General features: G+C 69.0%; 10 protein-coding genes. 3 read left to right on the top strand and 7 right to left on the bottom strand.

Translation table 11 applies throughout. From position 1 onward, the window contains the following. Nucleotides 1-667: 667 nt before the first annotated feature. Nucleotides 668-1,000: a non-histone chromosomal MC1 family protein gene (locus ACQUQ0_RS07455; RefSeq protein WP_372386934.1), complete on the bottom strand. Its 333-nt coding sequence runs from the start codon at nucleotides 998-1,000 to the stop codon at nucleotides 668-670. A 248-nt stretch (nucleotides 1,001-1,248) separates the two neighbouring features. Between ACQUQ0_RS07455 and ACQUQ0_RS07450 the strand changes: the two genes are divergently transcribed. Together ACQUQ0_RS07450 and ACQUQ0_RS07445 are read left to right on the top strand one after the other, a co-directional pair. Continuing rightward, nucleotides 1,249-1,446 (top strand): hypothetical protein, encoded by a 198-nt coding sequence (locus ACQUQ0_RS07450; RefSeq protein WP_372386932.1) that lies wholly within the window; start codon nucleotides 1,249-1,251, stop codon nucleotides 1,444-1,446. A gap of 59 nt (nucleotides 1,447-1,505) precedes the next feature. Continuing rightward, on the top strand, nucleotides 1,506-2,579 hold the full coding sequence (locus ACQUQ0_RS07445; protein ID WP_435184245.1) for a quinone-dependent dihydroorotate dehydrogenase: 1,074 nt from the start codon (nucleotides 1,506-1,508) through the stop codon (nucleotides 2,577-2,579). A gap of 27 nt (nucleotides 2,580-2,606) precedes the next feature. Here the strand turns inward: ACQUQ0_RS07445 and ACQUQ0_RS07440 are convergent, their stop codons facing one another. The 3 genes from ACQUQ0_RS07440 to ACQUQ0_RS07430 are packed head-to-tail and all read right to left on the bottom strand — an operon-like array spanning nucleotide 2,607 to nucleotide 8,541. Continuing rightward, complete coding sequence (locus ACQUQ0_RS07440; RefSeq protein ID WP_435184244.1) at nucleotides 2,607-5,222, bottom strand: valine--tRNA ligase; 2,616 nt, start codon at nucleotides 5,220-5,222, stop codon at nucleotides 2,607-2,609. A gap of 50 nt (nucleotides 5,223-5,272) precedes the next feature. Then, entirely contained in the window at nucleotides 5,273-7,030 is a 1,758-nt protein-coding gene (pheT, locus tag ACQUQ0_RS07435) for a phenylalanine--tRNA ligase subunit beta (protein ID WP_435184241.1), read from the bottom strand. After that, nucleotides 7,030-8,541, bottom strand: a complete 1,512-nt coding sequence (locus tag ACQUQ0_RS07430) for a phenylalanine--tRNA ligase subunit alpha (RefSeq protein WP_435184239.1) — start codon at nucleotides 8,539-8,541, stop codon at nucleotides 7,030-7,032. The genes pheT and ACQUQ0_RS07430 overlap by 1 nt, the downstream gene beginning before the upstream one ends. 341 nt (nucleotides 8,542-8,882) lie before the next feature. Between ACQUQ0_RS07430 and ACQUQ0_RS07425 the strand changes: the two genes are divergently transcribed. After that, nucleotides 8,883-9,164 carry an amphi-Trp domain-containing protein gene (locus ACQUQ0_RS07425; RefSeq protein WP_435184238.1) on the top strand — a complete coding sequence of 94 codons (282 nt, stop codon included), beginning with the start codon at nucleotides 8,883-8,885 and terminating at the stop codon, nucleotides 9,162-9,164. Between the two features lie 15 nt (nucleotides 9,165-9,179). Here ACQUQ0_RS07425 and ACQUQ0_RS07420 read toward each other — a convergent pair whose 3' ends face one another. From ACQUQ0_RS07420 to ACQUQ0_RS07410, 3 genes are read right to left on the bottom strand one after another with little or no spacing between them, the layout of a single operon-like run. Beyond that, the gene (locus tag ACQUQ0_RS07420) at nucleotides 9,180-10,826 is read right to left on the bottom strand and encodes a tryptophan--tRNA ligase (protein ID WP_435184236.1); all 1,647 of its coding nucleotides are present in this window, start codon (nucleotides 10,824-10,826) and stop codon (nucleotides 9,180-9,182) included. Nucleotides 10,827-10,839: 13 nt separating this feature from the next. Continuing rightward, entirely contained in the window at nucleotides 10,840-11,976 is a 1,137-nt protein-coding gene (endA, locus tag ACQUQ0_RS07415; RefSeq protein ID WP_435184235.1) for a tRNA-intron lyase, read from the bottom strand. A 55-nt stretch (nucleotides 11,977-12,031) separates the two neighbouring features. Continuing rightward, nucleotides 12,032-12,778: a DUF91 domain-containing protein gene (locus tag ACQUQ0_RS07410; protein ID WP_435184234.1), complete on the bottom strand. Its 747-nt coding sequence runs from the start codon at nucleotides 12,776-12,778 to the stop codon at nucleotides 12,032-12,034. Nucleotides 12,779-12,799 lie beyond the last annotated feature (21 nt).

The raw sequence follows: 12,799 nt of genomic DNA, 5'->3' as shown, positions 1-12,799 counted from the left end.
CAGACAGGTGTCACCGAACCACCAAGGCTAACATCAGATCCCATCTGTACGGCGGACCGCAGGGGTGGAATCCTCATCTCTTGCGGACGTAAGCGTAGGTCGCTCGGAGCCATAAAGGCACCGATCCACCTCGCTGCCGACCGAAGTCGGCGTGTCCGATCGGGCACGGGATCGAACCGCGCCCAGTCGCGGTGTGTCGTTCGCATTCAACCGGAACCGACTCGAATACTTAAGCCCGTCGTATCGCCACGACCCATCTCCGAGTCGGCGGCGCCGACGCGCTCTGCGAGTGCGTTCCGGCGAGGTCCCGTCCGGGGCGTCCCGGGCGGGCTTCCGCGTACTAATCCGAATGCCGGGGTTACATAAAAGGCCGTCGAACCGTCCCCGCTTCGTTATGCGATTTCACACCGAGAGGGCGAGGGCCGAACGATGCGACTCGACGAAGTGTTACTGCACACGCACGCGGGCGTGATCGGAATATCGCGCGGTCGGAGGCCGAGCCGTCATCCCACGCGTCGCGCGTGCGGTCTACTCGGATGATAACCGCGCGGAAATCCGTTACTGCGGGACGGACAAAGCGGTGTCGAACCCGGTGGGACGGTCTCCGACGCTGGCGAGAGACGGCCCTACGTCGGCGGGCGGCCAGCGCGCGGACGGGACGGCGACGCTACTTGTCGATGTGTTCGATTCCCTGTTTCGAGACGTTGCCCCGAGTGACTGTCGACACCTCGTTGTCCTGCATCCACCCCGGTTTGTCGTCCGGCGCGCTGTCGTGCCAGGCCCAGGCGTCGTAGATGTGGACTCGGTCGGTCCCTCGTTCGAGCAGTCTGATCTCCGTCGGATCCTCCTTGGCCTCGTCCTCGGACCCGTAGGACTCGTAGCCTTCGAGCCGACGGGCCGCCTTCAGGGCCGCCTGTCGCGGCATCCGGCCGGTGAACTGCTTGGTCTTTTCGCCGTCTTCGAGCATCACGAAATTCCGCTTGCCGTCCTCGCGTACCATTGTTCGTACCTCTATGTCAAGGAAACACATGGTCTGGCTTAAATATACCGGCAAAATGGACTGCGGTACGGGGATTTCGCGCGCGAATCGCCGCTCCGTCATCGGAGATCCCGAACGGCGGAGGCCCGATCGTTCGGCGCCAGGTCGGCGTCCGGCGGCGAGCGTCCCCCAATCGAACGAATCAGATGGACAGGGCGTAAACAACACTTATGTATATCCTGCGGCGAACCTTCGGCTAGACAGCTCCGATGGTTCGGAAAAAGAAACTCAGCCCGAGTGGCGCGAAAGACGAACACGGCGAGTACCACAACGTCCACGTGAACCTCCACGAGGACGAACTCGCCGTGGCCGGGATGGAGATCGGCGACGAGGTGTTCGTTCGGGTCCGGGACGGCAAGATCATCATCCAGAAGGCCGACCCCGACGACGTCGAACACGATTTCTGAGGGATGATCCGAGGGTCCGACCGGTCGCGAGGGGGAGACCGGCGAGACGACAGCCGAGGGTGGGCGACGCCGTGATCCGATCGGCCTACCGCGCGGCCGGACCAGTTCTGTTCTCGCTGCCCGCCGAGACCGCCCACCGGCTCGTCCACCGCGGGCTGCGAGCCGTCCAGCACACCCCGGCCGAGGACGCGCTCCGGCGGCGACTCGCCGTCGACGACGACCGCCTGCGGGTCGAGGCGTTCGGCGAGTCCTTTCCCAATCCGGTCGGCGTCGCCGCCGGCTTCGACAAGAACGCCGAACTCCCCGCGATCCTCGGCGCGCTCGGCTTCGGCCACGTCGAGGTCGGTGGCGTCACCGCCCGCGCACAGCCCGGCAATCCCCGTCCGCGGATGTTCCGCCTCGTCGAAGACCGGGCGATCGTCAACCGGATGGGCCTCAACAACGAGGGCGCCGACGCCGTCGGCGAGCGGCTTCGGACCGGCCCCGATCCGGGGATCCCCGTCGGCGTCAACGTCGCGCTCTCGGAGGCGACCGACGCCGACGACGCCCCCGAGGACTACCGCTACACGTACGAACAGGTGGCCGACAGCGCCGACTACCTCGCGGTCAACGTCTCCTGTCCGAACAGCGAGGGAATGCGCGAGCTCCAGAACCGCGACTCCCTGGAGGCGATCCTCGGCGAACTCGTCGACGCCGGCGCCGCGCCCCTCCTGGTGAAGCTCTCGCCGGACCTCCCCGAGCCGGCGATCGAGGACGCCCTCGCGGTCGTCGACGACTTCGACCTCGACGGCGTCATCGCCACCAACACGACGACCGACCGGCCCGAGGGCCTCCGGAGCCCCAACCGGGCCGAGAAGGGCGGGCTCTCGGGCGCGCCGATCGAGGACCGTGCGACCGAGATGGTTCGGTTCGTCGCCGAGCGCACGGACGCCCCCGTCGTCGGCGTCGGCGGGGTCTCCGACGCCGCGGGCGCGTACGCGAAGATCCGTGCGGGCGCGAGCCTCGTCCAGCTCTACACCGGCCTGGTCTACGAGGGCCCGACGCTCGCACGCGACATCAACGAGGGACTGCTCGAACTGCTGGACCGGGACGGCTTCGATCGGATCGAGGACGCGGTCGCCGCGGACCTATAAAAGCCAGCGACGGGTCGAGCGAGACCGTTACGCCTCGTCGTGGACGACGACGATCGCGTCGCCGGCTTCGACCATCTCGCCCTCGCCGAGGTACTGCCGCTCCTCTTCGATCTCGAACATTTCCGCGCCGAGCTCGGCGCCCGCGGCGTGGAGTTCGCCGTCGACGACCTCGTAGTCGCCCGCCTCGATCGCGGCCTCGATGTCCGGCACTTGGCTGCCGAACTCCGGGCCGACGAGCGAGTAATCGAGGTCGACGCCGGTGACGACCGACTCGACCGCCGGGCGCTCCTCCAGGGTCGCCAGCTCCTCGACGTGCATCACGCCGGAGATGTCGTCTTCGAACCCGGAGACGTCGCCCCAGATCTCGACGCGGTCGAGCGCGGCGTTCATCGGCAGCTGTTCGTCGCTCTTGTACTTGCGGAGCGCGCCGACGACGGCCATCGCCGTCTCGCCGGCCGCGAAGTCGGCGTCGACCCCGAGCGGCTCGGGCCACTCGGTCCGATGGACGCTCCCGTCGCCGTGCATATCGTGCCACAGCTCCTCGGTCGCGTGCGCGAGGATGGGCGCGAAGAGCTTGAGGAACCGCCGGTGGGCGACCTCCAGCGTGTAGGCCGCGGAGGGGTCGCCGCCGTCGCGGACGCGCTGTTTCGCGATCTCCAGGTAGTCGTCGCAGAAGGTGTGCCAGAAGAAGCCCCGCAGGCCGTCGCGCGCCTTCGAGAACTCCCGGTCGGCGAAGCGCTCTGTCAGCCGCTCGATCTCGCGGTCGAGTTCGGCCAGCAGCCAGCGGTCCAGCGCCGCGAGGTCGTCGTGGTCGAACTCCTCGGGAGCCTCGTCGGTCAGGCTCTCGACGAGCTTGGAAGCGTTCCAGAGCTTCCGGAGGAGTTTCTCGCCCGCCCGCAGGCCCTTCTCCGAGTAGGGGAGGTCGTCGCCGACGGCCGAGCCCGCGGCCCAGTAGCGCGCCGCGTCGACCGGGTACTTCGAGACGACCTCGTCGGGCGCGACGATGTTGCCCTTCGACTTGGACATCTTCTCGCGGTTCTCGTCGAGGACCATCCCGTTTATCATCACGCTGTCGAACGGCACCTCGCCGGTGTGCTCGTAGCACTTGACGACGGTGTGGAAGAGCCAAAACGAGATGATGTCGTGGCCCTGCGGCCGGAGGTCGAACTGGTAGAGCTCGGGGTTCTCGAAGGTGAACTCTTCCCCGTCCCAGTCCCACCCGGCGTTGATCAGCGGCGTCAGCGACGACGTCGCCCACGTGTCGAAGACGTCGTCCTCGGGCTCGAACTCATCGTGGCCGCACTCGGGACAGGCGTCGACGGGCGGCTCGTCGCTCAGCGGGTCGACCGGGAGGTTCTCCTTCTCGGACAGCACCGGCTCGTCGCACTCGGCGCAGTACCAGACCGGGAACGGAATACCCGAGGAGCGCTGGCGGGAGATCGACCAGTCCCACTGGAGGCCCTCGATCCAGTTTCGATATCTGGTAAACATCTTCTCGGGGTACCAGTCCATCTCTCTCCCCGCCTGCAGGTATTCCTCTCGCTTGTCCAGCAGTTCGACGTACCACTGGTCCTTGACGAGGAACTCCACGCCCGTGCCGCAGCGCTCGTGGACGTTCACGGTGTGGGTGATCTCCCAGCGGTCCAAGAGCGCGCCCGCGTCGTCGAGGTCCTCGACGATGGCCTCGCGGGCCTCCTCGGAGGAGAGCCCCTCGTACTCGCCGGCGACGTCGGTCAGCGTCCCCGACTCGTCGATCGCGATCCGGAGGTCGAGGTCGTGGGCCTGGTACCACTCGATGTCGGTCTGGTCGCCGAAGGTACAGCACATCACGACGCCCGAGCCCGTCTCCATATCGACGCGCTCGTCTTCGAGGATCGGGACCTCCTGGTCGAACAGCGGGATCCGCGCGGTCTCGCCGACGAGGTACTGATTCTCGTCGTCGTCGGGGTGGACGAAGACCGCGACGCAGGCGGGGAGGAGTTCGGGCCGCGTGGTCGAGATAGTGAACTCCTCTTCGTCCTCGTCACCGCTGCCGACGACCTCGAAGGCGATGTCGTGGAAGTGGCTCGGCTGCTCGTCGTCTTCGGTCTCGACCTGCGAGATCGCCGTCTCGCACTCCGGACACCAGATCGCCGGCGCGCGCTGGCGGTACTCCCGACCCTGCTCGTAGAGGTCGATGAAAGAGAGCTGGGAGATGCGCCGGACCGCCGGCGAGATGGTCTGGTAGGTCTGGTTCCAGTCGATCGAGATGCCGAGGTCCTGCATCTTCTCTGTGAACTCGGCCTCGTACTCGGCGCAGACCTCCTGGGTCATCCGCTGGAACTCCCGGCGCTCGTAGTCCTGGTGGCGCACGTCGAGTTCGTCCTCGGCGAGGCGCTCGGAGGCGATGCCGTTGTCGTCGTAACCGAACGGGAAGTAGACCTCCTTGCCGCGCATCCGGTTGAAGCGCGCGACGAAGTCCTGCAGCGTGAAGCCGTAGACGTGGCCCCAGTGGAGGCTCCCCGATACCGTCGGCGGCGGCGAGTCGATCGAGAAGGCGGTGTCGGGGTCTGCGGCGCCCTCGTAGGCGTAGGTCTCGTCGTCGACCCACCGGTCTTGCCACTTCGCCTCGACGGTGTCGGGGTCGTATTCTCCGCTCGGCATCCTGGACGGAAATACCGGCGGGCGGGCTGTTAAGTGGCTCGATTAGGCGGTCAGTCCGCCAGCGCGTCCAGCTCGAACTCGAAGGCCGCCACCGGCAGTTCGAGGTCGTGTTCGACCAGGACGCGGGGGTGGAGCTCGCCCACGACGCCCACCGCCTCGCCGTCGATCTCGACCGCGGCCACGCGGCCGTCGATGAACGAGGGGTGCTCGGTCGGCGGCGTCGCCAGATCGACGTCGAAGTCCCGGCAGATCGCCTGCAGGCGGGCCTTCGCGTCCTCGTAGGTGGCGTCGTGGCGCGCGAGCACGCCCGCGACGTGCCGGCGCTCGCGCACGCGAGTGTTCACGTCGTCGTCGCGCTCGGCCACGAGGCCGACCTCCGCGAGGTCCTGCGGGTAGGCGCGGTGGGTGTTGTTCTCCAAGACCATCACGAGCGAGGGCAGCGCCCACTGCCGCAGGATCGTGTAGTCCTCGCTGTAGGGCTCGGTGATCTCGACGGGCTCGCCGCCGCCGAGGTACTCGGTCCCGGCCTCGACGTTCATCCGGTCGCAGGCCTCCTCCTCCGAGGTCATGTGGAAGTTCAGGAGGTCCTCGAAGCCCAGGCCGGTGAGCGTGTTCCGTGTCGCCGCCTCCAGACGCGAGCGTTCGTGGCGCCCGCCGACGGTCCCGATGTCGGGGTATCGGGGTTCGAGCTCGTCGAAGCCGTACGCGCGGCCGACGTCGTCGACGAGGTCGAGCGGGTGGAGCACGTCGACGCGGTACGGCGGGATCGACACGTCGTAGGTGGTAGCGGCGTCGCCATCGCCGGATTCGCCCTCGGCCGCGCTCTCGCCCTCGTCGTCCGCGACGACGGCGTCCAGCCCGGAGCGCTCGAAGAGGTCGACGACTTCCTCGGGCTCGAAGCCGACGCCGAGCATCGTCTCGATGCGATCGTGGCTCACCGACTTGGTCTCGACCTCGAAGTCCGGCCGGACCAGGGTACGGTCCTCGTACTCGATCTCGACCTCCTCGATCGTCGCCCCGCGCGCCGAGAGCGCGTAGCAGATGATGTTGCACATCCGGTCGATCGTCCACTGGTCGGTCCCGGTGAGTTCGACGAGCAGGTCAGTCGAGTCCGTCGAGACCTCGGTGCGGCGGCCGTTGATGACCGGCGGGAACGAGAACAGCCCGAGCTCGTCGTAGATCGCGGGGTAGCGGTCGTAGTCGGCGACGATGTCGGCGTAGGTCTCGCCGGTCGGGTGCTCTTCGAGCACCTCGGCGGGCGTCAGCTCACGGTCGCTGTCGAGCGGGACGAAGGTGTCGCCGTCGGGCTCGATCCCGGTGTAGGTGATGGAGTTGCCCGACGCGTCCTCGCGGAGGACCTCGCCCTTGATCGCGACCAGGTCGTGGATGCCGATCGCGCCCTTCGCGCGCTTGCGGCCCATCGTGGCGTGGAGCTTCTCCTGGAGCTGGATCAGCGAGTCCAAGCTCCGCTCGTCGAGGTCGACGCCGCGGACGATCGCACCCGTGACGTAGGGACGTTCGTCCGGGACGTCCTCGTCGACGACGTAGGTGAAGTCGGGGTCGTTGGTGTCGGGCACCCGGACGCCGCGGTCGTCGCCGTAGTGGTACCGCAGCGAGCGCGCGACGCCCTCGACCGAGAGGCGATCCAGCCTGTCGGGCCCGAACTCGAACTGCAGTAGGCCGTCTTCGGTCTCGCCTTCGAACTCCAGGCCGAGGCCGAAGAGGTCCGATTTCAATTCCTCGTCGTCCTTCTCGTCGTGACCGGTCAGCTCGCGGAGTTCGTCGGGGTCGATGTCGACGACGGGCATCAGTAGGTCACCTCCACGCCGCGGAGGAAGTCAAGGTCGGCCAGCGTCCCGTGCAGATCGCGGATGTCCTCGGCGCCGGTGGTCAGCATCGCCAGGCGCTCCAGGGCGAGCCCCCACGCCATCACGTCGTGTTCGACGCCGAGCGGTTCGAGCACCTCGTCGCGGAACATCCCCGAGTTGCCGATCTCGATGAGCTCGCCCGTGGTGGGGTGCTTGCCGAACAGCTCGAATGAGGGCTCGGTGTAGGGGTTGTAGTGCGGTTTGAACTGGATGTCGGTGATGCCGAACTGCTCGTAGAACTCCACGAAGGTGCCCATCAGGTCCCGGACTGAAAGATTTTCAGCCATCACCCAGCCCTCGATCTGGAAGAACTCCAGGAGGTGGGTCGCGTCCAGCGTGTCGTTGCGGTAGACCTTCTCGACGGAGAAGTACCGCTGCGGGGGTTCGAGTTCGCCGACTTCCGTCCCCGAGAGGTAGCGCATCGACAGCGACGTGGTGTGGCCGCGGAGCGCGACCGCGCGGGCGAAGTCCTCGGACCAGGGCGAGTGGTAGCCGTCGCCGTCCTCGCCGACCCCCTCGCGGTGGGCGGACTCGACGCGGTCGACCAGGTCCTCGGGGAGGTGGTCGATCGGCGGCACGTCGAGCGCGAAGCGGTCCCAGTGGGTCCGCGCGGGGTGGTCCTGCGGCATGAACAGGCAGTCGTTGATCCAGAAGTCCGCGTCGGCGTGGGGTCCCTCCATCTCCTGGAACCCCATCCCGACGAGGACGTCCTTCACGCGCTCGGCCGTCTGGCGGAGGACGTGGGTCTTGCCGCCCCGGACCTCGGGCGCGTCGGCCTCGACGTTGTACTCGGTGAACTCCACGTCCTGCCACTCGCCGGAGGTGAGCATCTCGGGCGTGAGCCGGTCGACCGTCTCGGCGGTCTCGACACCCTCCATCAGCGCGGTGACGCCCGCGTCGGTGAGCGTGACCGTCCGGACGACGCGCTCGTGGCGGTCCAGCAGATTCCGGGAGACGAGCTGATCGAGGACGTCGGCGTCGACGTCGTCGACGCTCCCGCCCTCGGCGAGGGACGCGAGAGCGGCCGCCTCGGGGTCGTCGTCCGCGTCGGCGTCGGGATCGGCCGAGAGCTCGCCGCTGTCGATGTCGCCGTAGCCCTTCCGGCCGAAGTTCGCCAGGGCGATGTCGACCTCGGGGCCTTCGAGGCCCGAGGATCCGATGATCCGGCCCATCTGCGCCGGGGCGTCGTCGGCGCCGGCCTCGACGGCGGCGCGGTACAGCCGCACCTCGGGGAGGCCCGCCTCGACGTACTCGGCGCCCTCGTCTGTCAGTTCGTACTCGACCGACTCGCGTTCTGTGACCTCCAGCAGGCCCTCGTCGCGGAGCTCGAAGACCGCCTGCGTCGCGGTCTCGGGCTTCAGGTCCGCCTCCTCGGCGAGTCGATCGATCGGCGTCTCGTCCGTCGCGCTCGCGGCGTTCAGCGCCGCGACCTGTGATTCGGGGAGCTTCATTCTGGATATCGGGGAGTCGTTGTCGCGTCTACTGCGCGGCCGCCAGTTAGCAGTTCCGAAGACCGCGGGCTTCGCTGCCAGGGAGACCGGATCGGACGGTTTCGCCGGGCCGGGACGTCGGCGCACCTCGGCCCCGGGTCCGCCGTCGTCAGGCGGTCCCGAAGGAGAAGCCGGACCCGTCGGAGTCGGTCGATCGGCGGGCGACGCCGCGCGCGGAGTCGGGTCCGTGGCGCATACGCGTGGGTGAACCCGCCGCCGACAAAACCGTTGCGAAATCGTGCGGATTGTTGGCACGGTGAATCGAGCGCGCGTTTATCGGCCTGTGCGGCGAAGGGAGACGTATGCCGGAAGAAGTCCTCTTCGAGTCCGAGAGCACCCAGGACCGAGCGGCGATCGCGTCGTACCTCCGCGAGGTCGCCAAGAAGCTAGAGTCGGGCGGGGCGATCACCCTTTCGGCGGGCGGGCAGTCGATCACGATGGATCCGCCCGCGACGGCGGCCTTCGAGGTGAAGGCCGAGCGCGAGGGGCCCGCGGAGGGGAACGGCGAACTCTCCATCGAGTTCGAGATCGAGTGGCAGGAGGGCGCGAGCGAGGCGACCGGCGGCGACCTCTCGATCGGGTAGCGACGCCGTTCCCGGTCAGTCGTCGCCCGGCGCGACGCCCCGCCGCGACGACGTCAGGGAGATGTCGAGGTCCTCGAGGAGTGCTTCGACCTCCTCGCGTTTCTCCTGGTGGTCTTCGAGGAACTCCCGCATCAGTTCGGCGGCCTGCTCCTTGCAGCCGCCGCAGAGCCGCTCGCCGCCGACGCACTCGTCGTAGACCTCCTTCGCGAACTCGTCGTCGTCGCCCGCGAGCAGGTACGCGTAGAGCTCGTAGACGGGACACTCGTCGGCCTTCCCCCCGAGTTCGCGCTGTTCCTCGGCGGTGTCGCGGCCGCCCGTCGTCGCGGCCTTCACCTTGTCGTAGCCCTCCTCGGGGTCGTCCAGGAGGGAGATGTGCGAGGCCGGGATCGACGACGACATCTTTCCGCCGGTGAGACCGGTCATAAATCGGTGGTAGATCGACGACGGCGGGACGAAGCCGTAGCCGCCGTGGTCGAGTTCGACCTCCCTCGCTAATTCTCCGGCCGCCTCGGGATCGAGATCGAAGGCGTCGACGTGCTCGTCGTAGCGGCGCTTCTCGCCGTCGATGGCCTCGACCAGACTCTCGAAGGCCTCGTCGGTCGCGTTGAGATCGAGGAAGCGAACGCGGGGGCGGAGCGGCTCCATCCCGCCGTTGTCGAGCTTCTCGACCGCGGACTCCCGCACTCGGTCGTCGACGACGACGCCGAGTTCGTCGAGGTCCGCGTCGTCCAGTTCGGCCAGCCACGCGCCGGCCTCCTCACAGCGCGGGCGGTCGGGCTCTTCGGCGTACTCGTCGCGCTTCTCGTAGACGGCGCCGACGAGCGCGCGCTCGGCGTCGTCGAGCTCGAAGCTCGCGTACGCCTCCGTCACGCCGAAGAAGCGCATCCGCGCCGCGAGGTCCCGGGCGAAGCGGACGTGGGGGTCCTGGTCCGGACCCACGGGAATGACCGTCGGCTTGGGCTCGTCTAACTGCGGATAGAGGATGTCGGCCATCTGGGTCACGACCGACTGCATGTGCGAGACGTTGGTCTCGCCGTCGAAGCCGTAGATGCCCTGGAACTCCGAGAAGTTCGCCTTCGAGCCGAGCTCGAAGGCCAGATCCTGAAGCTCCCGGTTCTCCGATTGGCGGTAGAGCTCGCCCTCCTCGGGGTCGAAGCCGAGCGCGAGCAGGCTGAGGAGGTAATCGCGGGCGTGCTCGTCGATCTCTTCCCAGCTCATCCCGCGGGCCGAGTGAGCCTCCAGGTCGGCGATCAGCCCGTAGGCGTCGGCGCCCTGCTCCTGGTGCCAGATGATCTCGTCGAAGACCAGTTTGTGGCCGATGTGGGGGTCGCCGGTCGGCATGAAGCCCGAGAGGACGGCCGCCTCCTCGCCCTCGCGCAACGCCTCGGCGACGGGCTCGTAGTCGCGGTGGCCGAAGATGACGCCCCGGCGCATCAGGTAGTGGGGGTTCGGGACCTCCGCGAGGACGTCGTCGAACTCGCCGATGCCGAACTCCTCGAAGAGCTTCCGGTAGTCGGCGATCGTCGAAGAGCCCCACGGGTCGAGCGCGACGTCGTCGGCGCCGGCGGCGCTGTCGGCGTCCGCGCCGCCGTCCGGACGCGCCGGTCGCGTCTGCTCGTCGTCCGCCGCCTCGCGCTCGGGAGCGTCGTGGTCTCGTGTCATATGCGGGAGTGGCTCACGGGGTGAGTCGGGCAACCGAGAGCCAGTCTATCTCGCCGTTGGCCGCGGTGAGCGCAAAAACCATTCGCTTCCGGACCCCGCCGGCGAGCCGGACGTCGAGCGAGAGGTCCCGCGGGTAGAAGACGCGGTCGGGCGCGACCACGCGCACGAGGTCCGTCGAGTGCGAGAGCGAGTCGACGTCCGTGAACTCGGCGTACACCCGGAAGTCCGCCCCGAACTTGAAGCCGCTCTTGGGGACGACGCCGCGGTCCCGCAGGTCCGCGTAGGTCCGCAGCCGGCGGTCGAAGCGCTCGCCCTCGACCTCCCGGCCGAGCGCGACCACGGCCGCGGGGTCCGCGTCCACGACGCCGCGCTGGGCGAGGTACGCGCCCTCGACGAGCGAGAGCTGGATCGGCCCCTCCTCGGCGTTGCGGCCGAACAGCCGCTGGCCGTAGAACCGCCGCTCGTAGAGCGCGTCGGCGTCGCCGTAGCAGACGACGCGGTCGCCGAGGAGGTCGGCGGCGACCTCCTCGGGGAGCGACGGCTCGGCGTCCGCGTCGGGAGCGACGGTCCGATCGCCGCCTGCGGAGACGTCGTCGGCGGGTTCCCCCTCCGCGCCGGCGACGAGATCGGGCTCGCGGTCGGTCTCGAAGTACGTCAGCTCGCCGTCCTCGTCGACGACCGCGAGGGTGACGCCGCCGAGGGAGTCCGCGCGGACGGGCTCGCGCTCGCCCGCGACCCGGATCCGGTAGGCGATCTCGTCGTCCCAGGGGCCCTTCCCCCGGGGGTAGACGACGAAGTCGACGTCGTCGGAACCGGCCGCGTCGCCGCCGACGCCCGGCCACTCCGCGCGGGCGGGCGAGAGGTAGAAGCCCCGATCGCGGAGGTCCTTGTAGACCGCGAAGCGGAGCGTCGCGCCCGTCCGGGCGAGGTACGCGCGGAAGTCGAGGCGGCGCGAGGCGCCGCCGTCGCCGCTCCCGGACCCGTCCACGACGGCGTCGAGGTCGCCGCGCGCGAGCAGGTGGGCGGCCTCGACGGGCGCCAGTTCGATGCGGTTCCGGTCGAGCGGCCGGCCGTAGCCCCGGGAGTCGTAGAACCGCTGTCTGGCGTCGCCGCCGACGCGGACCACCCCGTCGGCCAGTGTCCCCTCCATACCCGAGAGCGGACGCGGCGGGGACATAGGGCCTGCGGTCGGCGGGTGGGCCGGATCACCCCTCGAAGCGGTCGCAGGTCCCGTCGAGACAGCGACGGCCCCGCGCCGTCTCGAAGACCGGCAGCCCGCAGGCGCACTCGTCGACGACGACGCCAGCGGGGATCGAAAAGGCCGCCTCGCAGTCCGGGTAGGCGTCGCAGCCGGCGAGCAGGCGGCCGCCCCGGCGGATGATCCGGAGGTCCGAACCGCAGTCCGGACAGGTCCACGCGCGGTCGAACCGCTCGCGGACGGCGTCGTCGAGCGACGCACACGAGCGGTCGAGACAGAGCTCGAAGGCGTCGCCGGCCTCCGCGCGAATCGTCGGCAGGCCGCACTCGTCGCAGGTGTCGTCGAGGACTGTCGCGCCCGCCGGGAGCGGGAATCTGGCATCCGAATCGAGACCGATCACGGCGCCGCCCGCGCGGACCAGCGGCTCGCCCGTCTCCGGGTGCGAGCCGACCGGCACGCCCGCCTCCGTGACCGGGTACTCGACCCAGCCCGAGGACTCGTTGGCGACGACGCGGAGGGCCTGGTCGTCGGCGCGGGCGACGAGGCCGAACCCCCCGGCATCGGTCTCGACCGTCAGGGAGTCGGGGCGCGTCAGCCACGCCACGGGCTGGTAGCCGTCGGCGTCGTGGACGAGTACGGTGCGGTCGGGCTTGACCACGACCGCGACGCGGCCGCGGTGCGTGCGGGCGCCGTCGCGGGCGCCCTCGAAGGTCGTCGTGCAATCGCCGGCGAAGACGCGGATCGTCTCGGACATACAGCGGGGGTGGTCCCGTCC

Source organism: Halobellus sp. EA9, assembly GCF_051195055.1.
Lineage (GTDB): Archaea > Halobacteriota > Halobacteria > Halobacteriales > Haloferacaceae > Haloquadratum > Haloquadratum rubicundus.
The sequence above is the reverse complement of the archived record's forward strand: the minus strand, read 5'-3'. Positions and strand labels throughout refer to the sequence as shown.